Source organism: Jeongeupia sp. HS-3 (assembly GCF_015140455.1).
Classification (GTDB): domain Bacteria; phylum Pseudomonadota; class Gammaproteobacteria; order Burkholderiales; family Chitinibacteraceae; genus Jeongeupia.
Genome location: NZ_AP024094.1, coordinates 833046 through 855884, shown reverse-complemented (window position 1 = coordinate 855884; position 22839 = coordinate 833046). Strand labels below are relative to the sequence as shown.

The following is a 22839-nucleotide window of genomic DNA, read 5'->3' as shown; positions in this document are numbered from 1 at the left end:
AAGCGGGTTTCCGCCCGCGCCCGCACCGGGTTAGAATGCCGACTGATCGTTTCAATGACCAGAACGGGTAAGCGGGCATGTTGACAGGTAGTTTGGTGGCACTGGCCACCCCGATGTTTGAAGACGGCAGCCTTGATTTTGCGAGCTTGCGCAAGCTCGTTGACTGGCACATTGCCGAAGGTACCAACGGCCTCGTCGCCGTCGGCACGACCGGTGAGTCGCCGACGGTCGACGTTGAAGAGCACATCGAAATCATCCGCGTGATCGTCGAACAAGCCGCCGGGCGTGTCCCGGTCATCGCCGGCACCGGCGCCAATTCGACTCGCGAAGCCATCTATCTGTCGCGCCGCGCCAAGGAAGTCGGCGCCGACTACGGCCTCTCGGTCGTGCCTTATTACAATAAACCGACGCAGGAAGGCCTTTATCAGCACTTCCGCGCCATCGCGACCGAAAGCGGCCTGCCGACGCTGCTGTATAACGTACCGGGCCGCACCGTTGCCGACCTGTCGACCGAAACGGCGCTGCGCCTGGCCGAAGTACCCGGCATCGTCGGCATCAAGGACGCGACGGCCAATATGGAGCGCGCGGCCGAATTTGTCAGCCTCGCCCCACAAGGCTTCACCATTTTGAGCGGTGATGATGCGTCAACCATGGCCTTCATCCTGCAAGGCGGCCACGGCGTGATTTCGGTCACCGCCAACGTCGCGCCGCGCCTGATGGCCCAAATGTGCAAAGCCGCGCTCGCCGGCGACATTCAGGGCGCGCGCGAACTAAACAAACCACTTCAGGGTCTGCACAAGCACCTGTTCGTTGAAGCCAATCCGATCCCGGTGAAGTGGGCGCTCGAAGAAATGGGCCTGATCCCTTCCGGCATCCGCTTGCCACTGACCCGACTCTCGGACAGCGCTCACGCTGTCGTCCGCCAAGCCATGCAGGCTGCCGGCGCGCTCTGAGACCGCCCAACCCATACGCGAAGATGCCGATGAAACCGTTTTTCCGCCTGATCCCGATCGCCGTTGCCGTTGGCCTTGCCGGCTGCAGCAGCGATCAAATGATGCTGCAACGCAAGGTTGACTACCGTTCGGGTAGCGACAATGTCTCCAACAACACGCTGGAAGTGCCGCCGGATCTGACCGCGCCGGCATCCAACCCCGGCTACGTCATCCCCGAGCGCAGCAACACCGTCTCCTTAGCCACTCAAACGGCAACCAAGGGCGGCGCATCCGCAGCCGTTGCCGCCCCGGTGCCCAACACGGCAACGACCGGCATTCTGCCTGCGTCGACCAAGGCCAAGATGGTCGAAGCCGGCGGCCAGCGCTGGCTGGTTGTTCAGGGCGACGCAAAAAAGCTGTGGCCCGAAATCCACCAATTCTGGCTCGACAACGGTTTCCTGCTGAAAATCGATAACCCGCAGCTCGGCATCATGGAAACCGACTGGCTGGAAAACCGCGCCAACCTGCCGGCAGACTGGGTCACCAAGCTCTTGCGCAAAGTCGCGGACAGCTTCATTTCGACCGGTGAACTCGACAAGTTCCGCACCCGCATCGAAAACGGCAGCCAGCCGGGCACGACCGAAATCTACCTGTCGCACCGCGGCATGCAGGAAGTCTACAAAGACAACGGCAGCACCGACACCAGCCGCCTTGGCAACGAAACATCGGACAGCAAGACCATCTGGGTGCCGCGCAAGGCCGATCCGGAGCTTGAGGCCGAGATGCTGGCACTCATGCTGCAACGCTTTGGCATGACGCCGGAGCAGGCCGCCACCGTCGTCAAGAAACCGGCCAATGCCGCCGTGTTTGCATCGCTGAACGACGACGCAACGGCACTGAAAATCAACGACAACTACGACCGTGCATGGCGCCGTGTCGGGCTGGCGCTTGATCGTATCGGCTATGTGGTGACCGATCGCGATCGCAGCAAGGGCGTCTATTACGTTCGCCGCGCAGCCGAGGATATCGGTGCGGAGGAAACCACCAGCTTCTTCTCGTCGATGGCATTCTGGCAGAAAGACGAGAAGAAAAAGGCCGCTCCGTCGAAGGATTACGAGGTGCATCTGCAGGAAGGCGTCAATCAAACGACCCTTACCCTCACCGGCAAGGACAATGCCGCACTGGATGCCGACAGCCGCAACAAGCTGCTGTCTGCCCTGCTCGGCCAGTTGCGCTAAACGCAGCAAGCCCTACCACAAGCATGAAAAAGGCGACCTTCGGGTCGCCTTTTTATTTCAGCGCAGCGCTCAATCGGCTCCGCCGGATCAGAAACTCAACAGGCCCGGCCAGAAATACAGCAGCGCCTGCAGCAAGCAGATCGAAAAAACAGCCGCGAGCACATCATCGAGCATCACGCCAAAGCCACCCGGCACATGGGCATCCAGCACACGAATTGGCCATGGCTTGACGATATCGAAGAAGCGGAACACCACGAACGCAGCGGCAAAGCCACTCAAGGTTTGTGGCAACACGGCCAGCACCATCCAGATCGCCACGATCTCGTCGATCACGATACCGCCATGATCGTGCACGCCCAACGCCTTTCCGGCCACCCCCGCCGCCCAGGTGCCGAGCACAAAGACCGGAATACACAGCAGCAGGATTTGCATCGGGTTCAGCCATAGCTGCATCAGCGCATACAAGGGTAGACCGGCCAGCGTCCCCCAAGTACCGGGCGCATGGCGTGGCAGGCCGCTACCAAAACCCAGCGCGATGAAATGCGCCGGATGGCGCAACAGAAAACGCCAATCAGGGCGAATGCTGGGCACGGTCTTGCCGGTTGAATGCATCACGGCACCGAGAAATGATCAAAGCCGCCACGAGCCAGCGGCAGTACTTGCCCGTCGGCATCCAGCACGGCCACGCCTTGCCCTGCCCGCATGCGGCCGATACGGGAAAGCGGCAGACCAAGCGAATCCGAGAGCGAGACAATAGCTTCGCGCTCCGATGGCGCGGCGGTAAAGCACAACTCGTAATCATCGCCACCAGCCAGCGCCGCAGATTGGCGCACCGACTCGGGCAAATGCGAAATCACCACATCAACCGGCACCTGCAGCCAGTCGATATCACCCCCCAAACCCGAACACTCACAAATATGCCCCAAGTCACCAATAAGGCCATCGGAGACGTCCAGCGCGGCACTGGCGTGGCCGAGCAAACGCTCGCCAAGCGCCAAACGGGGCGACGGCCAATCCAGCCGCGCCGAGCAGGCGGCCAGCATTGGCGCATCAAGTTCGATCTCGCCAGCGCGATGCCTGACCGCCATGGCCGCAGCGCCAAGCGCGCCTGACACCCAGACATCGTCACCAAGCCGGGCACCGTCACGGCGCATTGCCTGCCCGGCCGGCACATGCCCGGCAACCTGAATGGACAGGGTCAATGGTCCGCGGGTGGTATCGCCGCCGACCAGCTCGATATCGGCGGCATCGGCCAACGCAAACAGGCCATCGGCAAAGCCCGCCAACCAGTCTGCATCGGCGCCGGGCAAAGCCAGCGCCAAGGTGAACCAGGCCGGCTTGGCTCCCATGGCGGCGAGATCGGACAGATTCACCGCCAGCGTTTTGTGGCCCAGCGCACGCGGATCAACCCCGGCAAAGAAATGCCGTCCTTCGACCAGCATGTCGACCGACACCGCGAGCACCTGCCCCGGCGGCGGCGGCGAAAGCAAGGCGCAATCGTCACCCACGCCCAGCAGCGCCCGCCGGGCAGGACGGGCAAAATAGCGACCGATCAGGTCGAATTCGTTCACGCTCAGCCGCGACGCTTGGCGCGAATCGCTTCGACCTCGTCGGCGCGCACAGCGGCGGCCAGCTTGTCGAGCACGCCATTGACGAAACGATGGCCATCGGTGCCGCCAAACGTTTTTGCCAGCTCGATCGCCTCGTTGATGATCACCGGATACGGGGTTTCCGGCATGTGCACAATCTCGAATGCACCCGCCAACAGAATTGCCGCTTCAACCGGGCTGACTTCTTCGAGCGGGCGATCGACATGCGGTTCGATCAGCCGGATCAGACCGGCCGATTCCTTGATCGCACCGTACATTACCGCCCGGAACAGTACCTCGTCGGCACGGCCGAACTGCGTGCTGCTTTCGCGCAGGAATTTTTCGATATTGTTGACGGTATCGCCGGTCAGGTTCCATTGATACAGGCCCTGCACCGCGAATTCGCGGGCGCGACGGCGCGCGGATTTCGGCTTCGCCGGAGGAGTAGTGCTCGCTTGCTGTTCGTTTTCGCTCATGCTTTTAACGCTTTTTTAAGTTGGGCCATTTCTACGGCGACACGGGCGGCATCGATGCCCTTGTCGATCTTGCGTACCTCAGCCTGCTCATCGTTTTCGACGGTGAGAATGGCGTTGGCGATTGGAATCGAAGCATCAAGCCCGACCCGGGTCACCCCGGCGCCGGACTCATTGGCGACGAGTTCAAAGTGGTAGGTTTCACCGCGAATGATGCAACCCAGCGTCACCAGCGCGTGAAAACGGCCGGTCTGCGCCAGCAGTTGCAGCGCCAGCGGGGCTTCAAGCGCCCCGGGCACGGCGACTTCCTCGATGGCATCCTCGGCCACGCCAAGGTGAATCAACTCGCCGATGCACGCATTGCGCAAGGCCGTGGTGACGCCATCGTTGAAGCGGCAGGTCACAATGCCGATGCGCAGGCCACGGCCATCCAGTGGTGGCAATGCCTGTTCACGATTCGGAATAAAGCTCATGGCTTGCAATCCTTATTAGTCTGGCCCTGAAAAAATCAGGGCGTTTCAAAACCGGTGACTTCCAGGCCAAAGCCGGCCATGCTCGGCATCTTGCGCTCCGGACTCAGCAAACGCATTTTGCCAACCCCAAGCGCACGCAACATCTGCGCACCGATCCCGTAGGTACGCAAATCCCATTTGCGTACCTTGTTCAGACCCAACTCCGGCAGCGCGCGCGCCAGCAGGTCTTCGCCCGACTCGGTGCGATGCAGCAGCACCATCACGCCGCAACCGGCGCGGTTGATCGCCTCGAGCGAAGCGCGAACATCCCACGAGTGGTTGCCTGCGCCAAGATCGATCCAGTCGACCACCGACAGCGGCTCGTGCACCCGCACCAGCGTTTCGGCATCCATCTGCGGCTCGCCCTTGACCAGCGCCAGGTGAGTGGCGGTCGACAAGGTATCGCGAAACACCACCAGATCGAACACGCCAGCGGCGGTCTCGACCGGACGGCGGCCCACACACTCGATCAGCGACTCGGTCTGACTGCGGTAATGGATCAGGTCGGCAATCGTGCCCACCTTGATATCGTGTTCGGCGGCGAACTCCAGCAGCTGCGGCAGCCGCGCCATGGTGCCGTCATCGTTCATGATTTCGCAGATCACCGACGCCGGCTGCAAACCCGCCAGCTGTGATAGATCGCAACCCGCCTCGGTATGGCCGGCGCGCACCAGCACGCCACCGGGCTGCGCCAGCAACGGGAACACATGACCCGGCGACACCAGATCGCTCGGCTTGGCATCGAAGGCGACCGCCTTCTTGATCGTCAGCGCGCGATCGTAGGCCGAAATGCCGGTGGTCACGCCTTCGGCGGCTTCGATCGACACGGTGAAATTGGTGCCGTGGCCCGAGGCATTCTGACTCACCATCAGCGGCAGATTCAGCTGTTTTCCAAGCTCCGCACTCAGCGTCAGACAAATCAGACCACGACCGTACTTGGCCATGAAATTGATGGCTTCCGGCGTCACAAACTCGGCCGCCATCAGCAAATCGCCTTCGTTCTCGCGATCTTCTTCGTCAACGAGGATGACCATCTTGCCGGCGCGAATGTCGGCGATGATGTCCTGAACCGGGGAAATGGCGGTCATTGGGCCTGCTCCGCATTCAGCATGCGCTCGACGTAGCGAGCGATCAGGTCGATTTCCAGATTGACCCGTGAACCGGCGGCCAGCGACCCCAGCGTCGTCACCGAAAGCGTGTGCGGAATCAGGTTGATCGAGAACACACAACCGTCCTCGACATCGCGCACCGAGTTGGTCGTCAACGACACGCCATTGACGACGACCGAGCCCTTGGCCGCCAGATACTTGGCCATCGCCTTCGGCGCCCTCACCACCAGCTCGCGATTGTCGCCAACCGGATCGAACGAGACCACATCGCCAACCCCATCGACATGGCCGGAAACCAGATGCCCACCGAGCATATCGCCAAGGCGCATGGCTTTTTCAAGATTGACCTTGCCGCTCTCGACATCAAGACCAACCGTGCAGCGCAGCGATTCGTCGGAGACATCGATACGATAACGGTGGACATCGACCTGCTCGATCAAGGTCATGCAGGCGCCGTTATGCGAGATGCTGTCACCCAGGACCACGTCGGCAAAATCCAGCTCCGGCGCATGGACGGTCAGCTTCACGCCGCCGGGAAACGGCTCGACGTGTTCGATGGTGCCGATGGCTTGCACAATTCCGGTAAACATTCAGCGCTGCTCCTTCCCGGCCGCCGTCGGCTGGCTGGCGTTGTAGTCGCGCACCCGCTGCGATGATTTGAGCTCATTACAGTGGTTGCAAAAATAACTGGTCGCGCCGCAAGCCTTGAGAATATCCAGCGGCTTGCCGCAATCGGGGCATAACGGTGCGGCTTGGGCTTCGTTCATTGTCCATTCTCCGCAATTGATCCTGTGAAAGCTTGGGCCGGATCGGTAAAGCGCAAGGTCCAGCGCAGATCATCGCCGACACTGCGGCGCTCGATCACCCGGGGCGCGAAGCGCTCGGTCAGGCTCGACAAGGCAAAATCGGCCATAGGCTTGCCCTGGCCGATCAGCACTGGCGCCTGGTACAACAGCAGCTCGTCGGCCAAGCCCGCTTGCAACAAGGCGCCGGCCAGCACACCGCCAGCCTCGACGGTCAGCTCGTTGATGCCGCGCCCGCCCAGATGCAGCAAGAGCGCAGCCAGATCAACCCGGCCATCACTACCGGGCAGAAGCAGCACTTCGGCACCGGCCGCTTCCAGCGCAGCACGATTGACGCCATCGCTCGCCCCAGCGATCAACACACCCGGTGCTTGCAACAGCCGTGCAGTCACAGGCGTACGCAAAGCGCTATCGACCACCACGCGCAGCGGCTGGCGTTCAACATCGAAATCGCGCACCGTCAGCTGCGCACCATCGGCAAGCACGGTATTCACACCGGTGAGCATGGCGCACGAACGGGCGCGCCAGCGTTGCACATCGGCGCGCGCGGCGGCGCCGGTAATCCATTTTGATTGTCCGTCGGCGAGGGCAATCCGGCCATCCAGACTTGCAGCAAGTTTGATCCGCGTCCAAGGCCGGCCACGCAGCATCCGGCTGACAAAGCCGACATTGAGCTCGCGCGCCTCGGCTTCGAGCACACCGGACGCCGTCGCAATGCCGGCAGCACGCAGTCGCGCCAGTCCGCGTCCGGCAACTTGCGGATTCGGATCGGTCATCGCCACGACCACGCGGGCGACACCGGCTTGAACCAGCGCATCGGCGCATGGCGGCGTGCGGCCATGATGGCTGCACGGCTCCAGCGTCACGTACGCGGTGGCGCCGCTTGCGGCAGCGCCGGCCATGCGCAAGGCGTGCACTTCGGCGTGCGGCTCACCGGCGCGCACATGCCAGCCTTCACCGACAACGACGCCATCCTTGACGATCACACAGCCGACGCGCGGGTTCGGCGTGGTCGTGTACAACCCTCTCGCCGCGAGCCGCAGCGCATGCTGCATATGGATACGATCGCTCATGCCCGGCACGTCGCTCATAGCGAATCCAGCCACTCGCCGATGCACAGCGCCGCCTGCGCACGCAAGCGCTCGCCGTGGCTGGCGGTTTGCTCGCGCAGCACGCCAAAGCCGATACCGGCGGCATCCAGCTCATCGCAATGACCGATCAGCCATTGCTCGAAACGCGAAGGGTCGATTTCCGGATGGCACTGAAAAGCCAGCACCCGATCGCCGACACGATAGGCCTGATGCGGGTACATGCCACTGGACGCCAGCAGCTCGGCATTCGCCGGCAAATCAAAAGTGTCACCGTGCCAGTGCAGCATTGACGTCAGATCAGCCCCCAGATGCCGCACCGGAGACGCAACCCCGGCTTCGGTCAGCGTGAGCGGAAACCAGCCGATTTCCTTGCCGTTTCCCTGATAAACCCGCGCACCGAGCGCAGCGGCGATCAGCTGCGCGCCAAGGCAAATACCCAGCGTCGCGCGGCCGCTCTCAAGCCAGCCGGCGATGGCAACGGTTTCGGTCAGCAGCCAGGGATAGCGGTGGGTCTGATAGACGCCAATCGGCCCACCAAGCACCACCAGCAGATCGTCCACCGCAGCATCGGCCAGCGCGTCGAGGCGATCAACGCCGGCCTCGAGATAACGCAGCGTGTAGCCACGCGCAACGAGCGGCGCAGCCAGCGTACCGAGGTCTTCAAAGGCGAGATGACGGATGATCCAGGCGGTGCGCGACACGACTCAGTCCTTTTTGGTGACTTCGCGAATCACATCGCGAAAATCATCGACATCGGAAAACGAGCGATACACCGAGGCGAAGCGGATATAGGCCACCTTATCGAGCTTGGCGAGCTCGGCCATCACCATCTCGCCAATCTGGCGCGACATGATTTCGCGATCACCCACACTGAGCACCTTCTGGATGATGCGTGAAATCGCCTCGTCCATCAGCTGCGTTGGCACCGGGCGCTTGTGCAGCGCGCGCTGGAAGCTAATGCGGATCTTGTCGCGATCGAACTCTGAACGCTGGCCGTTTTGCTTGACGACTTGCGGCATGCGTACTTCGGCGGTTTCGTAGGTGGTGAAGCGCTTGTCGCACACATTGCAGCGACGTCGGCGGCGTACCGTATCGCCCTCGTCGGACACGCGCGAGTCAACCACCTGAGTATCGGGAGAACCGCAGAACGGACATTTCATCGACAGGCCCTCATGAGCCGGATAAGCGTAAAGATCAATAAAGAACGGACGCGTGAAAAAGGCAAAGGGTGGTGCCTTACGGCACCACCCTTTTCATGCGCTTGGCAAGATCAGTCGACGTAGACCGGGAACTTCGCGGTCAGCGCCTTCACCTTCTCGGCAACGCTCGCCAGATTGGCTTCGTCGGCCGGATTGTCGAGCACATCGGCAATCAGATTCGCCACTTGCACGGCTTCCGCTTCCTTGAAACCACGCGTGGTGATCGCCGGGGAACCGATACGGATGCCCGAAGTCACGAACGGGCTTTCCGGATCGTTCGGAATCGCGTTCTTGTTGACGGTGATGTGCGCCTTGCCCAGTGCCGCATCGGCGGCCTTACCGGTCAAGTTCTTCGGACGCAGGTCAACCAGGAACACATGCGATTCGGTACGGCCCGAGATGATGCGCAGACCGCGCTCGGCCAGCGTTGCCGCCATCGTTTGCGCGTTCTTGATCACTTGCTCTTGGTAAGCCTTGAATTCCGGCGTCGCCGCTTCCTTGAATGCCACCGCCTTGCCGGCGATGACGTGCATCAGCGGGCCGCCTTGCAGCGTCGGGAACACATTGGAGTTGATCGACTTCTCGAACTCGGCCTTGGCCAGAATGATGCCGCCGCGCGGGCCGCGCAGCGTCTTGTGCGTGGTCGAGGTCACGAAGTGCGCGTGCGGCACCGGGTTCGGGTACACGCCAGCGGCGATCAGGCCGGCGTAGTGCGCCATGTCGACCATGAAGTAAGCGCCAACCTTGTCGGCGATTTCACGCATGCGTGCCCAGTCGAAACGCAGCGCGTAGGCGGAAGCACCGCCGATCAGCAGCTTCGGCTTGGTTTCGATCGCGACACGTTCCATATCGTCGTAATCAATTTCTTCGTTTTCGTTCAAGCCGTAAGCGACGATATTGAACAACTTGCCCGACAGGTTGGCCGGCGAACCATGGGTCAGGTGACCACCGTGACCGAGGTTCATCCCCATCACGGTATCGCCCGGCTTCAGGATCGAGAAATACACGGCCTGGTTGGCCTGCGAACCCGAATGCGGTTGCACGTTGGCGTACTCGGCGCCGAACAGCGCCTTGACGCGGTCGATCGCCAATTGCTCGATGACATCAACGTATTCACAGCCACCGTAGAAACGCTTGCCCGGATAACCTTCGGCGTACTTGTTGGTCAGCTGTGAACCCTGCGCTTCCATGACGGCCGGGCTGGTGTAGTTTTCCGACGCGATCAGTTCGATGTGTTCGTGCTGGCGCACCACTTCGCCCTGCAGCGCAGCGGAGAGGTCGGGATCGTATTGCGAGAGAGTGACAGACTTGGAGAACATGGGTTCGCTTTCCGTAGCCGATTGAGAAGATTGGCCGAATTCTACCACGAGCGGCGCGGGTCTTTGGCGCAATCCTGTAGCGCAACAAGATGAGCGCCATTCATGCCCACAGCGCTGATTATCGACCGCGTTTGCGCCAGATGCGGGCGAAGGCTGCCAGGCGGACGTGCCAATCGCTGCGTTGATCGGCCATGCGCTCGATGAACTCCGACAGCGGCCGCGCCTTCATCAGCGTGTACAGCGTCAGTGCCAGCGCCGGCACCAAAACAAGCAAGAAGTACCCGAACTTGGCCAAGGGGTGTGCGTCGGCAAGATCGAACACATTCATCCCCAGGAACCCGGTCACCGTGGTGCCGACCAGACTCAGAATCGTCACTACGGTCAGCTTGACCACGGTGTCGGCCTGCCGGCGCAGATCGTCGCTATCGAGATACTGGCTCATACTCTTCACCGAGTCGTGCACCTCCTGATACAAGGCCGCCGTCCCCAAGTGCTGGCGCAGCATCTCGAACAGCCGCGCTGCGGCGGCCTGATTGGATACCTCGCGAAACCAGTAACGCTGGGTAAAGCGCAAGAAAACTTCGAGCTGGATGCGGATATCGCGCTTGAACAGGCGTACCGAATGCACGTCGCCAACATTGAGCCGCGCCAGCGCCACGGCCATCCGGTCCGAGAACGTCAGCAAGGCGGCCTTGTGAAAATGAGCGATCAAGGCCAGCTGGAATTGCTGATGACGGAACTGGCCAAGCACGCCGGTCTGCGCATCGTTGAAAAACGCATGATCGCGGCCACCGACGACGATCAGCGCATGGCCATTGCACATCGTCCGCGTCGACGCGCTCGCCACGCCCTGCTCGGGCGACCAGAAGCGGTCGTAACAACTCTCGACGATGAAATCCTTGATCAGCCGTATCGACAGCGCCTCGTCACTATCCGGACGCGCCACCGTACCGAGCCGGTAGAAATCCGCGTCGGACAGCGAAAACGGATCATCGAGCGACAAATAGGCCATCAAAGGCATGCGGTGATACTCGACCTGCCGATAGCGCACGCCACCGCTCGCGCCCGAGTGGTGCGGCACCATCGGTTCGAGCAACCAGGCCCAATGGCTGGCAAGGCGCGGCGAGCGAAACTCGGCAAGATAATCGAGATAGGCGTCGCGATCGGCATAATCGGACTGCGCCAGCACCTGCCCATCGCCACCGAGCCAGGCTACGCCGGCGAGACAGCTTGCCGGCCCGCCATCCTCGTCCCACTGCGCCGGGAACGCCCTGCCGAAACGAAACAGTACATCCTGAACGCGCGGCAGCGACAGGTCGCCACCCATGACCTCAAGCGCGAGAATGACGACATCGAGATCAAAGAAGAAATAGAGGTCGATGTGCGCGACGGCCAGATCGAGCTCGACCCCATCGCGAAACCGCAGGCGCACCGACTTGACGTCTTGACGGCGAAAGACGTGCAGCGGGGACTTGCCAAAACTGGCGACATCGCTCGCCTCGGTCTCGCCCTCGCCGTACAGAAAGCGCTGCACATAAGGCAGGAAGGTGACGAACTCGCGGTAATGGCGCTCCTGAAACGCGCCACGCTCGAACTCGCTCGACCGCAACTGCCATGGCGAGCCCTGCTTCGCAGCATCGGCCATCAAGCGCCATTGCTGCCCCGGCACACCACTCTCGTCGAGCGGCATCAGTTGCAGGGGCCAGATCAGGATCTGGCGAAAGTGGCGGACCTGCTGCGACTCAGTCATCCACCACCTCCGCCCGAACGAATTACAGACCCTTGACCGCGTAGATGGCCAGAGTATTGCGCCAGTAGCCTTGATAATCCATGCCGCAGCCGAACAGGAAGCGGTCGTCAACCTTGAGACCGACGAAATCGGCCTTGATCCCTGCGGCCTTGCGGCTGTGCAGCTTGTCGACCAGCACCGCGACGTAGATCTCTTTGACGTCCTTCGCCTTGATGTACTCGACGATGGCGGCCAGCGTGTGGCCTTCATCGAGGATATCGTCAACGATGACCACGGTACGTCCCTTGAGGTCGTCGTGCGGCTTTACCTTCCAGTCGAGCACGCCACCACTGGTGTCATTGCGGTAACGCGTCGCGTGCAGGTAGGACATTTCCAGCGGGAATTTCAGTCGCGGCAGCAGATTGCCGGCGACGATCAGGCCGCCGTTCAGCACGGTGTAGACGATCGGATTGGTATCCTTGAGCGCAGCAGTCATCTGGCTGGCCATCCGTTCGATCGCAGCCAGCACCTCGGCATCGGAATGCAGCAGGTCGGCGTTATCGATGATCGTCAGTGCTTCTGGCAATTCCATGGTCACGGTAAAACTCCTGAATCTACAAATATCCGGCCGATTAATGGCCGGAAAAATCACAAACGGTATAAAGCGGAATGCCTTGCGCGGCCACCAGCGCAGAGCCACCCAATTCGGGCAGATCGACAATCGCCGCCGCCTCAACCACCGTGGCGCCAATTCGCGTCAACAATTTGGCCGCAGCAATCATTGTTCCGCCGGTCGCGACCAGGTCATCGATCAACAGCACGCGATCGCCGGCACGACAGGCATCACAGTGGATCTCGACAGCGGCCGAGCCGTACTCGAGTTCATACTCTTCGGAAACCGTCGTAAAGGGTAGTTTGCCCTTTTTGCGAATGGGTACGAAACCCAGATTGAGCTCGTAAGCAACGACCGCACCGAGAATAAATCCACGCGCATCGACCCCGGCCACTACGTCGAGCTGCTGATCCATATAGCGATGCACGAAGGTATCGACCAGAACACGAAAGGTTTTCGGGTCCTGCAACAGCGGCGTGATATCGCGAAACTGCACGCCCGGCTGCGGCCAATCGGGCACCGTACGAATACGGGCCTTGATGTACTCCTCGCTATGCAGCTCCATCGGGCGCCCCTTATCCGAACAACGCAAACTTGACGATCCACAGCGCGGTGATGATCAACACCGCCGGACTCAGATCCTTGAAACGACCGGCCAGCAGTTTGATGGCAGCATAGCTGATGAAACCAAAGGCAATCCCGTCGGCGATTGAATAGGTAAACGGCATGCCGACTGCAGTGATCACGGCCGGTGCGGCTTCGGTGATATCGTCCCAGTCAATTTCGGCCAGGCCACGCGCCATCAGCACGGCCACATAGCACAGCGCCGGTGCGGTGGCGTAGGCTGGCACGGTGCCGGCCAGCGGCGCCAGAAACAGCGCGACCAGGAACAGCAGCGCCACCACCACCGCCGTCAGGCCAGTCCGGCCACCTTCGGCCACGCCGGCTGCAGATTCAACATACGCGGTCACGCTCGACGTACCCAATACCGAGCCGGCGATAATTGCGGTCGAATCGGCGAGCAGTGCCTTCTTGAGGCGTGGCAGCTTGCCGTCCTTGTCGAGCAGGCCCGATCGATGTGAAACACCGATCAGCGTGCCGGTCGTATCGAACAGGTCGACAAAGAAGAAGATGAACACCACCCCGATCAGACCGGCATGGAACGCGCCTTTCAGATCGAGCTGCATAAAGGTCGGCTCGATCGACGGCGGCATCGCGAACACACCCTTGAACGGGGTCAGGTTCAGCAAGACCGACAAGACGGTCACGGCGAGCACGCCGATGATGATCGAACCCTTGACCTTGCGATATTCCAACGCAACGATCAGCACAAACCCGAGCGCCGCCAGCAGTACCGACGGCGAATGGATGTCGCCAAGCTTGACCAGCGTGGCCTCGCTACCGGTGATGATGCCGGCACTCTTGAGGCCGATGATCGCGAGAAACAAGCCGACACCGGCCGAGATCGCCAGCTTGAGCGAGCGCGGAATCGCGTTGACCAGGATCTCCCGGATCTTGAACGATGACACCAGCACAAAAATGATGCCCGAGATGAACACCGCGCCAAGCGCCGTCTGCCACGGCACGCCCATGCCCTGCACCACCGCGAAGGTGAAGTAGGCGTTCAAGCCCATGCCTGGCGCCAGCGCGATCGGATAGTTCGCCACCAAGCCCATGATGGCCGTGCCGATCGCTGCGGCCAGGCAGGTTGCGACAAAGACCGCGTTGAAGTCCATGCCGGTCAGCGACAGGATCGATGGATTGACGAAGATGATGTAAGCCATCGTCAAGAAGGTGGTGAAACCGGCGATCACCTCGGTACGAACATTTGTACCGTGCTCCTTGAGCTTGAAAAATGCGTCGAGCATCGTTTCCCCGCGTTATCAGCGTTATTGAATGAGTTAGTTATTGCGCTTAGGTGCCTACACCGGCAAGCGCGAGCCCGCCCATGAGTGCAAACACCGCCGCAGCCACAAAGCGCACATAGCGCAACAGATGCATGCGCTGCGAAATCCAGTTACCGACAAATACCGCCGGCACATCGGCAATCATCATGCCCACCGTCGTCCCGGCGATCACCATCCACAGCGGATGGTAATGCACCGCCAGCGCCACGGTCGCAATCTGCGTCTTGTCGCCCATTTCGGCCAGGAAAAACGTCACCGCCGTCGCCAGAAAAGCGCCATAGGCCTTGACCGGGGCCTCATCATCGTCCATCTCGTCCGGGAACAAGGTCCAGACCGCGATGGCCAGAAAGCCGAAACCGATGACCCAGCGCAAGGTAGCGGGAGTCATCAGGCTGGCGAGCCATTGCCCAAGCCAGCCAGCGGCAAAGTGATTGAGGATGGTCGCGGCGAAGATGCCAAGCACGATCGGCAAGGGACGGCGAAACCGCGCGGCCAGCAAAAGTGCAAGCAGCTGGGTTTTGTCGCCGATTTCAGCGAGGGCGACGACACCGGTAGAGACGAAGAAAGCGTCCATTTGACTTATGTATCCAGGGCGGGCTGACGTGAGGACTGCCTACCGTCGCCCACCCGGGTGTACGGTTTGCAGACCTCAGGTCTTGTCAAGCACGAGCCCGCGTGAACGGAATCGGCCGGATACGCCATGGACCAGCAGTCCAAGTATGTTGACGTACCCCCTGCGCAAGGCAGGCGACTACTCCCCTGAAGACCAAAGAGCGCGATCTTACCGGCTCGCAACCAAGCCGGCAACGCGGCAAAAGGCCGAATTTTGCCGTCTCCCGCACAAAACCTAATCGCCACGCCGCGCCAGCTCGTTGCGCACATGGGTCAGCAGCCCTGCGCAACCATCCTCGACCAGATCAAGCACATGCTCGAAACCGGCGTCCCCGCCGTAATACGGGTCGGGCACTTCGCGCTCGTGCGCCTGGTTGGCGAAATCGAGGAAGAGCTTGATCTTGGCTTGATGCTCGGGCGGACAATGACGCTCCAGCACGCGCATATGGCTCGTATCCATCGCCAAAATCAGATCAAACCGCGAAAAATCGCTCAGCTCAACCTGCCGCGCCCGCAAGCCCGACAAATCGTAGCCGCGCTTTTTGGCGTGCGCCTGCGCTCGCCGATCCGGCGCTTCGCCGACGTGATAATCCTGCGTGCCGGCCGAGTCGACGACCACGCTAGCCGCCAAGCCCGCCTCTTCAACCATTTTGAGCAACACGCCGTCGGCGGTCGGGCTACGGCAGATATTGCCGGTGCACACGAAAACAACTGAATATTTGTTCATTTTTTTCAAATGCTTATCGCAAGATAATCAACAAGTCTGCCGGAGTTTACGCCCGAACACCGCCCCACATCCCCAACCTGGATCAAGTCACCATCATCTGAGGTCTGGCACGGCGCATCTTGCCGACGCCTAGACTGGTGCGCACCAAAAAATTTGCCTCCACGACACACTCCGGCGCCCCCTCACAACGGCGCGACAGCCAAGCCGCAGCCTGACCGCGGATGATTTCCAAGGATCGCCGTACAAATTGCCAACAATTCACACTTGCCACAACTTGAAAACATGTGCAGCATCGTCACCACTGATCTGATTGAGCACCCTCTCACGATTGTTTCAAAGCAGTACTCCATGCGAGTCGTTCGACTCCCAAGTAAGTTCTTCTCAGAACAAGTGCTCCTCCTTCAGCGCCCTGCCATCCGGCTTGGATGGCATGTTTAGCAAGGAGCCAAAAAATGGCAAACCAAAATCATTACGACTTCAATGTTGAAGTCCGCCCGACCCCGATCGGCACCGGCCTTGATGGCTGGTATCAAATCGTTCGTTGTAACCGTCATGTACGTCAACCTGTGACTGCATGGCAACGCGCACCGCAAACCCGCAGCCATTCGGTTCACGAATCACTGCGCCATGCGGCCAACTGGGCCAAGGGACAAATCTCCCACCAGTTCGCGTCATAAAGAAGCCCGGCGCCGCCTCACGCGGCGCTTCCCCTGAAAAAAGCCGCTTTCGAGCGGCTTTTTTCATTTCCCCTGGCTCACCGAGCTGGCCGGTTTTTTGCTTTCGGTACGGGAACCTTGCAATTACTCTGCACTCCTTAATAAGTTAGTCTTTCCAGACACCCGCCTAGCGCAAGCCTCCTCCACATTACAACAAGGACTGCGATGCCTCACGCCACGCCGCTGATCACCACCATCGTGGGCGGCCTCGTGCTCGCCTTCATTCTTGGTTGCGTCGCCATTCGGCTCAAGCTGCCGCCGCTGGTGGGCTATCTGTGCGCAGGCATTCTTTCCGGCCCGTTTACCCCCGGCTTTGTTGCCGATCCCAAATTGGCACCGGAACTGGCCGAGCTTGGCGTGATCCTGCTGATGTTCGGCGTGGGCCTGCACTTTTCGATGAAAGACTTGCTGGCGGTAAAACATATCGCCATTCCCGGTGCCATCGTGCAAATCAGCATGGCGACGGTCATGGGCATGGGCTTGGCCTGGCTGTTCGACTGGACGATGAGCGCCGGCCTCGTGTTTGGCCTGGCACTTTCGGTCGCCAGTACCGTGGTATTGCTCAAGGCCCTGGAAGAGCGCGATCTGCTGGAAACCCCCGAAGGCCGGATCGCCGTTGGCTGGCTGATCGTCGAGGATCTGGCCATGGTACTGACGCTGGTGCTGCTGCCTGCACTGGCGGGCATCCTTTCCGGCAAGAGCGGCACCCTGGATACCGGCGAGCTCAGCATGACGCTGCTGCTCACCGTGGGCAAAGTCATCGGTTTTGTCGCCTTTATGCTGATCGTCGGCCGTCGCTTCATCCCGTGGATGCTGGAGCGCATCGTCTGGACCGGCAGTCGCGAGCTGTTCCGGCTTGGCGTACTGGCCACGGCGCTCGGCGTTGCCTACGGCGCATCGCAACTCTTTGACGTGTCGTTCGCGCTGGGTGCCTTCTTCGCCGGCATGGTATTGGCCGAATCGGAGTTCAGCCACCGCGCAGCGGAAGAATCGCTGCCACTGCGCGATGCATTTGCGGTGCTGTTCTTTGTGTCGGTCGGCATGCTGCTCGATCCACGCATCCTGATCGAACACCCGTGGGCGGTATTTGGCACGGTACTGGTGATCATCATCGGCAAATCGCTGGCAGCACTGGGCATCGTTCTGGCCTTTCGTCACGACCTGAAAACCGCGCTGACGATTTCGGCCAGCCTGGCACAAATAGGCGAGTTCTCGTTCATCCTCGCCGGACTTGGCGTCGCACTCAATCTGCTGCCGCCGCTGGGGCACGCGCTGGTGATTGCCGGCGCCATCCTGTCGATCCTGCTCAATCCACTGGTGTTTTCGCTGCTCGACCGCTGGCGACAGTCAACGCCCGCCGGCGCCTGACACAGCACACAACAAGGGCCGCCTCACCGCGGCCCTTTTCTTTTATTTCACGACTGGCAATACACCGGCTTGCCATATACCCCCCACGGGCATAATATACCCCCACACCCTATACAAAGCGGAGCCGTCATGAACAAGGAAATCAGCCTGCCGATCACCGGGATGAGCTGTGCAGCTTGCGCAACGCGGATCGAAAAAGTGCTCAACCGGCTCGATGGCGTCAACGCCAGCGTCAACTTCGCCAATGAATCGGCCCAGGTGCAGCTTGGCGGCCAGGCCGGTGTCAGCGAAGTGATCAGTGCCATTGCGAAGGCCGGATACGCCGTGCCCGCGCAAACACTGACGCTGGCCATCGAAGGCATGACTTGCGCCGCCTGCGCGACGCGCATCGAAAAGGTGCTGAATAAACAAGCCGGCGTCGAAGCCACGGTCAATATCGCCACCGAAACCGCGACGCTGCGCTTCCCGGCGGGCCAGTTCAGCGCCGACGCGGCCATTGCCGCCGTGCGCAAGGCCGGCTATGGCGCCAGGCTCCAGGAAGAAAACACACCCCAACCCCATGACGATGGCGCATTGCGCCGCAGCTGGTGGGCCTTTGGCTTTGCCGCCTTACTCACGCTGCCGCTGATGGTCGAGATGGCCGCCATGCTGGGTGGCCGGCATGAAGCCGTGCCACGGATGTGGCAGTTCGCGCTGGCAACGCTGGTGCAATTCACCGTCGGCCTGCGCTTCTATCGCGGCGCCTGGCATGCGCTGCGCGGCGGTGGCGCCAATATGGACGTACTGATCGTGCTGGGCACGACGATGGCCTGGGGCTATAGCGCCGTGGTGACGCTCGCGGGATGGCAGCACGCGCACCTCTATTTTGAAGCCAGCGCGGCCATCATCACGCTGGTGCTGCTCGGCAAACTGCTAGAGGCCCGCGCCAAGGGGCGCACCGCCGGTGCGATTGCCGAGCTGCTGGCGCTGCAACCGAAAACGGCGCGGGTCGAGCGCGATGGCCAGTTGCTCGATGTCGCCATCGGCGACCTGGTTGCCGGCGATATCGTCATCGTTCGTCAGGGCGAACCGCTGCCGGTCGACGGCAAGGTCGAGGACGGCAATGCCGCGATTGACGAAGCCATGCTCTCGGGCGAATCCGCCCCGGTCAACAAAGCGGTGGGTGACACCGTGTATGCCGGCACCCGCAATATCGAAGGCATGCTGCGCATCCGCGCCAGCGCCACCGGTGGTGCGACCCAACTGGCCGATATCGTCCGGCTGGTGGCGCAGGCGCAAGGCTCGAAAGCGCCGATTCAGCAGCTGGCCGATCGGATTTCGTCGGTCTTTGTCCCGGTGGTCGTGGCCATCGCGCTTGTCACCTTCTTTGCCACCGTCTGGTGGACCGGTAGCTGGGCGACCGCGCTAATGCATGCCGTGGCCGTGCTGGTAATCGCCTGCCCGTGCGCCCTCGGTCTTGCCACGCCGACGGCGGTGATGGTCGGCGTCGGCCTTGGCGCCAAGCGCGGCATTCTGTTCCGCAACGCCGAAGCGCTGCAGCGTGCGCGTGAGGTCAACCTGTTGGTGGTCGACAAGACCGGCACACTGACCGAAGGCAAGCCTGCCGTCACCGATGTGCTGCCGCAGAACGGTTTCGATGTCGACACCGTGGTGCAACTGGCCGCCAGCGCCGAAGCCGGCTCCGAACATCCGCTGGCCCGCGCCGTACTTGCCCATGGCGAAGCGCTCGGCCTGAGCCGGCTGTCGGTCGCCGATTTCGCGGTCGCGCCGGGGCATGGCGTTGCCGCCCGCGTTGGCGAGCGCACCGTGCGGGTCGGCGTGCCGGGCTGGGCACTCCCCGGCCATGCGCTGGCCGAGGCCAATGCCTTGCAAGCGCGCGGCCGCACCGTGATCGCCGTGGCGGTGGATGATGTGTTTGCCGGCCTGATCGGCATCGTCGATACCGTGCGCCCGACCTCCAAACACGCCGTGGCGCAGTTGCAGGCCGCCGGCATCGAAGTGGTGATGCTGTCGGGCGACAACGAAGCGGTCGCCGCCAGCGTGGCGCAATCGCTGGGCATCGATCGCTATCGTTCGGGCGTCAAGCCGGCGGACAAGGCCGAAGCGGTGCAGGCGTTCCGCGCCGAGGGCAAGGTCGTTGCGATGGCCGGCGATGGCATCAACGACGCCCCGGCACTCGCCGCCGCCGATGTGAGCTTTGCCATGCGCACCGGCGCCGACGCCGCGATCGAGGCAGCCGACGTCACGCTGATGCACAACGATCTGGCGCATATCGCCGATGCACTGAGCCTGTCGCGTGCAACCATGCGCAAGATCCGCCAGAACCTGTTTTTTGCCTTTGCCTACAACGTGCTGGGCATCCCGCTCGCGGCCTTCGGTCTGCTGAACCCGGTGATCGCCGGCGCGGCGATGGCGGCCAGTTCGGTCTCGGTGGTCAGCAATGCGCTGCTGCTGAAGCGCTGGTCCGCCCGCCGAGGCTGAATTTTCCCTTTTCATCGTTCAACAAGGAGTACACACCATGGAACACATTGAAATCCGTATCGACGGCATGAGCTGCGGCGGTTGCGTCGCGTCGGTCACCCGCGCCGTGCAGGCGGTTGAAGGCGTCAAGACCGTCAGCGTATCGCTGGCACCGCCAGTCGCGCAGGTCGATTTCGACGCCGCCGATACCGATGCGGCCGAAATCGAACGTGCGATCGAGGATGCCGGCTATGACATCGTCCGCTGAATGCTGCCATAGCCCGGGCGAGCGCAAGGTCGAACGCGACAACAAGGATGCGCTGACCAAGCGGCTCAACCGCATCGAAGGCCAGGTGCGCGGCATCAACCGCATGGTGCAGGAAGACCGTTACTGCATCGACATCCTGACCCAGATTGCCGCGGCCAAATCGGCGCTCGACAGCCTCGGCATGCAGTTGCTCGAAGCGCATGCCCGCGGCTGTGTGGCCGATGCGATCACGGCCGGCGATGGCGCCGCCGCGATCGACGAGCTCATGGTGGTGATGCGCAAGCTCGGCTGAGGCAGTCGTCGTCATGGATACCCCTGCAGGTATCCATGACGACGACTCAGGCCGCGTCGAGCAGCGTGGCCAGCCTGGCCATGCCGGCATCGATCTGTGCGGGATTGGCGTGGCTGAAGTTGAGGCGCAGCCAGCTCGCCTCGCTCCCGGCCGGGAAGAAAGGCTCGCCGGGCATCACCGCCACGCCGGACTCGAGCGCACGCCGCATCAGCGCCATGGTGTCGCAATGACCGGCAAGCTTCACCCAGAAGAACAGCCCGCCACTGGGCAGCGACCACTGCACCCGGTCACCCAGATGCGTTTGCAAGGCCTGCGCCATCGCATCGCGGCGTTCACGGTACAGGGGCAGCACCGCCGCCACATGCCGCGCCAGCTCGCCGCGCGCCAGCAAGTCGGCGACGATGGTCTGGCTGATGCGGTTGCTGTGCAGATCGGCGGCCTGCTTCAGCCGCGTCAGCGGGCTAACGAGGTCCGGATGGACGATCAGGAAGCCCAGCCGCAGGCCCGGTGCCAGGGTTTTGGAGAACGAGCCCTGGTAAATCCAGCGCGCCTTGTTCAGCCGGCCGGCAATCGGCAACGGTGCCTCGCCGTCGTACGACAGCGCGCGGTAGGGGTCGTCCTCGAACAGCATCACGTCATGGCGGTCAAGCGACGCGGCCACCGCGTCGCGCTCGGCATCGGTGTAGCAATAGCCAGACGGATTCTGGAACGTCGGGGTCAGATAGGCAAAGCGTACATCGGGCAAGGTGCGCTCGAAACCGGCGAGATCGGCGCCGGTCGGCTCGACCTTGACCGGACAGAATCGCGCCCCGAACAGGCCGAAGGACTGCAGCGCGGCCAGATAGGCCGGCGCCTCGGTCAGCACCGGCGTGCCCTCGTCGATCATCAGCTTGCTCACCAGATCGATGCCCTGCTGCGAGCCGTTGACGATCAGCACCTGCTCGGGCCGGCAATCCAGACCCAGCTCACGCCCCAACAACGCAATCGCCGCGCGCAACGCCGGTTCGCCTTCGGTCTCGCCGTACTGCCAGGCCGAGGCCAGCAGCGATGCGTCGAGCTGTTCCGGCCGGAACAGCGCCTCTTCGGCCGGCAAGCCGCCGGCAAAGGAAATCATCCCGGGACGCTTGGTCGCGGCGAGGATGTCGCGAACGAGGGATGAGCAGAGTTGGTCGATACGGCGGGCAAACATGGTCTTCTCCTGTCAACGCGAAAGAAATCGGCGTCATGCCGATATTGATATTGCTTTGCGTTGTGCGCGCCGCAGGGTGCTGCCTGCGCACGATTTGGTGAATCATGGCATTGGCAGTCGCCGCTATATAAGCCAAAATCGTTGACCTATTATGGTTTTAATCCTGCCGCCTTCAAGGGATCACGTCAATATGACTGGCACGCCCATCGATGAAACGCAGCTCAACGGCGCCTGGGAACAGATGTTCTACGGCTTTCGCGCGCTGACCGCACCACCGGATTCGCTACTGGCCGAACGCGGCTGGAGCCGCGTGCACCATCGCATTCTTTACTTCGTTGCCCGCACCCCGAGCCTGACCGTCGGCGAGCTGCTGCAACGCCTTGGCGTCACCAAGCAGGCTTTGAACGGCCCGCTCAAGGCGCTGCAGCAGGCCGGCCTTGTCACGGTGAACGTCTGCAACGATGACCGGCGCGCCCGCCGGCTGACGCTGAGCCCCGCCGGCCGGACGCTGGAGGCCTCGCTCACCGGCGTGCAACGCGAACTGCTCGCCAAGGTCTTCGAGCGTGCCGGCGAGACCGCTTTCGAAGGCTGGTGCAAGGTCATGGATGAGCTTGCTGCCAGCGAGTCACGCCAACCTTGATCAAGCGCAGGGCATCGTTGCGACGATGCCCTAGGATTAAATGCATCCATCTC

General features: G+C 61.8%; 26 protein-coding genes and 1 riboswitch. Of the genes, 8 read left to right on the top strand and 18 right to left on the bottom strand.

Translation table 11 applies throughout. The features are described from left to right. Positions 1-77 precede the first annotated feature (77 nt). Positions 78-953, top strand: a complete 876-nt coding sequence (dapA, locus tag JLC71_RS04005; protein WP_200917385.1) for a 4-hydroxy-tetrahydrodipicolinate synthase — start codon at positions 78-80, stop codon at positions 951-953. A 29-nt stretch (positions 954-982) separates the two neighbouring features. Continuing rightward, a complete protein-coding gene (gene bamC / locus JLC71_RS04000; protein ID WP_200917384.1) occupies positions 983-2170 on the top strand; it encodes an NlpB/DapX family lipoprotein in 1188 nt (395 codons plus the stop codon). Positions 2171-2257: 87 nt separating this feature from the next. Here the strand turns inward: bamC and JLC71_RS03995 are convergent, their stop codons facing one another. From JLC71_RS03995 to JLC71_RS03915, 17 genes are all read right to left on the bottom strand, one after another. Continuing rightward, positions 2258-2782, bottom strand: coding sequence for a phosphatidylglycerophosphatase A family protein (locus JLC71_RS03995; protein ID WP_200917383.1), 525 nt, complete (start codon positions 2780-2782; stop codon positions 2258-2260). Continuing rightward, positions 2782-3741 (bottom strand): thiamine-phosphate kinase, encoded by a 960-nt coding sequence (gene thiL, locus JLC71_RS03990; protein ID WP_200917382.1) that lies wholly within the window; start codon positions 3739-3741, stop codon positions 2782-2784. Before thiL ends, JLC71_RS03995 begins: the two co-directional genes overlap by 1 nt. Before the next feature lie 2 nt (positions 3742-3743). Next, positions 3744-4235, bottom strand: a complete 492-nt coding sequence (nusB, locus tag JLC71_RS03985; RefSeq protein ID WP_200917381.1) for a transcription antitermination factor NusB — start codon at positions 4233-4235, stop codon at positions 3744-3746. Then, positions 4232-4705 carry a 6,7-dimethyl-8-ribityllumazine synthase gene (ribH, locus tag JLC71_RS03980; protein ID WP_200917380.1) on the bottom strand — a complete coding sequence of 158 codons (474 nt, stop codon included), beginning with the start codon at positions 4703-4705 and terminating at the stop codon, positions 4232-4234. Before ribH ends, nusB begins: the two co-directional genes overlap by 4 nt. A 35-nt stretch (positions 4706-4740) precedes the next feature. Beyond that, on the bottom strand, positions 4741-5832 hold the full coding sequence (gene ribBA, locus JLC71_RS03975) for a bifunctional 3,4-dihydroxy-2-butanone-4-phosphate synthase/GTP cyclohydrolase II (RefSeq protein WP_200917379.1): 1092 nt from the start codon (positions 5830-5832) through the stop codon (positions 4741-4743). After that, on the bottom strand, positions 5829-6443 hold the full coding sequence (locus JLC71_RS03970) for a riboflavin synthase (RefSeq protein WP_200917378.1): 615 nt from the start codon (positions 6441-6443) through the stop codon (positions 5829-5831). The genes ribBA and JLC71_RS03970 overlap by 4 nt, the downstream gene beginning before the upstream one ends. Next, entirely contained in the window at positions 6444-6620 is a 177-nt protein-coding gene (locus tag JLC71_RS03965) for a YfgJ family double zinc ribbon protein (RefSeq protein WP_200917377.1), read from the bottom strand. It lies immediately after the preceding gene. Next, the gene (gene ribD / locus JLC71_RS03960) at positions 6617-7747 is read right to left on the bottom strand and encodes a bifunctional diaminohydroxyphosphoribosylaminopyrimidine deaminase/5-amino-6-(5-phosphoribosylamino)uracil reductase RibD (protein WP_236250970.1); all 1131 of its coding nucleotides are present in this window, start codon (positions 7745-7747) and stop codon (positions 6617-6619) included. The genes JLC71_RS03965 and ribD overlap by 4 nt, the downstream gene beginning before the upstream one ends. After that, the gene (locus JLC71_RS03955; RefSeq protein ID WP_200917376.1) at positions 7744-8448 is read right to left on the bottom strand and encodes a glutamine amidotransferase; all 705 of its coding nucleotides are present in this window, start codon (positions 8446-8448) and stop codon (positions 7744-7746) included. The genes ribD and JLC71_RS03955 overlap by 4 nt, the downstream gene beginning before the upstream one ends. Before the next feature lie 3 nt (positions 8449-8451). Continuing rightward, a complete protein-coding gene (gene nrdR / locus JLC71_RS03950; protein ID WP_200917375.1) occupies positions 8452-8907 on the bottom strand; it encodes a transcriptional regulator NrdR in 456 nt (151 codons plus the stop codon). 110 nt (positions 8908-9017) lie between these two features. Next, complete coding sequence (gene glyA / locus JLC71_RS03945; RefSeq protein ID WP_200917374.1) at positions 9018-10265, bottom strand: serine hydroxymethyltransferase; 1248 nt, start codon at positions 10263-10265, stop codon at positions 9018-9020. Positions 10266-10383: 118 nt separating this feature from the next. Further along, a complete protein-coding gene (locus JLC71_RS03940) occupies positions 10384-12015 on the bottom strand; it encodes a hypothetical protein (protein WP_200917373.1) in 1632 nt (543 codons plus the stop codon). A 22-nt stretch (positions 12016-12037) separates the two neighbouring features. Beyond that, the gene (locus JLC71_RS03935; RefSeq protein ID WP_200918246.1) at positions 12038-12586 is read right to left on the bottom strand and encodes a hypoxanthine-guanine phosphoribosyltransferase; all 549 of its coding nucleotides are present in this window, start codon (positions 12584-12586) and stop codon (positions 12038-12040) included. A gap of 40 nt (positions 12587-12626) precedes the next feature. Further along, positions 12627-13172, bottom strand: coding sequence for an adenine phosphoribosyltransferase (locus tag JLC71_RS03930; RefSeq protein ID WP_200917372.1), 546 nt, complete (start codon positions 13170-13172; stop codon positions 12627-12629). A 10-nt stretch (positions 13173-13182) separates the two neighbouring features. Next, complete coding sequence (locus JLC71_RS03925) at positions 13183-14475, bottom strand: NCS2 family permease (RefSeq protein WP_200917371.1); 1293 nt, start codon at positions 14473-14475, stop codon at positions 13183-13185. Positions 14476-14521: 46 nt separating this feature from the next. Beyond that, positions 14522-15088: a TMEM165/GDT1 family protein gene (locus JLC71_RS03920; protein WP_200917370.1), complete on the bottom strand. Its 567-nt coding sequence runs from the start codon at positions 15086-15088 to the stop codon at positions 14522-14524. A gap of 18 nt (positions 15089-15106) precedes the next feature. Further along, positions 15107-15287, bottom strand: a riboswitch (yybP-ykoY riboswitch). 74 nt (positions 15288-15361) lie between these two features. Further along, on the bottom strand, positions 15362-15853 hold the full coding sequence (locus JLC71_RS03915) for a low molecular weight protein-tyrosine-phosphatase (RefSeq protein ID WP_200917369.1): 492 nt from the start codon (positions 15851-15853) through the stop codon (positions 15362-15364). Positions 15854-16305: 452 nt separating this feature from the next. On the opposite strand from JLC71_RS03915, the gene JLC71_RS03910 reads away from it, so the two are divergent. The 5 genes from JLC71_RS03910 to JLC71_RS03890 all read left to right on the top strand — a co-directional run bounded on the left by JLC71_RS03910 (position 16306) and on the right by JLC71_RS03890 (position 20957). Continuing rightward, positions 16306-16530, top strand: a complete 225-nt coding sequence (locus JLC71_RS03910; protein ID WP_200917368.1) for a hypothetical protein — start codon at positions 16306-16308, stop codon at positions 16528-16530. Positions 16531-16734: 204 nt separating this feature from the next. Then, entirely contained in the window at positions 16735-17937 is a 1203-nt protein-coding gene (locus JLC71_RS03905) for a cation:proton antiporter domain-containing protein (RefSeq protein ID WP_200917367.1), read from the top strand. 129 nt (positions 17938-18066) lie between these two features. Continuing rightward, positions 18067-20418 carry a heavy metal translocating P-type ATPase gene (locus JLC71_RS03900; RefSeq protein ID WP_200917366.1) on the top strand — a complete coding sequence of 784 codons (2352 nt, stop codon included), beginning with the start codon at positions 18067-18069 and terminating at the stop codon, positions 20416-20418. A gap of 37 nt (positions 20419-20455) precedes the next feature. Continuing rightward, on the top strand, positions 20456-20665 hold the full coding sequence (locus JLC71_RS03895; RefSeq protein WP_200917365.1) for a heavy-metal-associated domain-containing protein: 210 nt from the start codon (positions 20456-20458) through the stop codon (positions 20663-20665). Further along, the gene (locus JLC71_RS03890; RefSeq protein WP_200917364.1) at positions 20649-20957 is read left to right on the top strand and encodes a metal-sensitive transcriptional regulator; all 309 of its coding nucleotides are present in this window, start codon (positions 20649-20651) and stop codon (positions 20955-20957) included. Before JLC71_RS03895 ends, JLC71_RS03890 begins: the two co-directional genes overlap by 17 nt. A gap of 46 nt (positions 20958-21003) precedes the next feature. Here JLC71_RS03890 and JLC71_RS03885 read toward each other — a convergent pair whose 3' ends face one another. After that, entirely contained in the window at positions 21004-22146 is a 1143-nt protein-coding gene (locus JLC71_RS03885; protein ID WP_200917363.1) for an aminotransferase-like domain-containing protein, read from the bottom strand. A gap of 190 nt (positions 22147-22336) precedes the next feature. Between JLC71_RS03885 and JLC71_RS03880 the strand changes: the two genes are divergently transcribed. Continuing rightward, on the top strand, positions 22337-22786 hold the full coding sequence (locus tag JLC71_RS03880) for a MarR family winged helix-turn-helix transcriptional regulator (protein ID WP_200917362.1): 450 nt from the start codon (positions 22337-22339) through the stop codon (positions 22784-22786). Positions 22787-22839 lie beyond the last annotated feature (53 nt).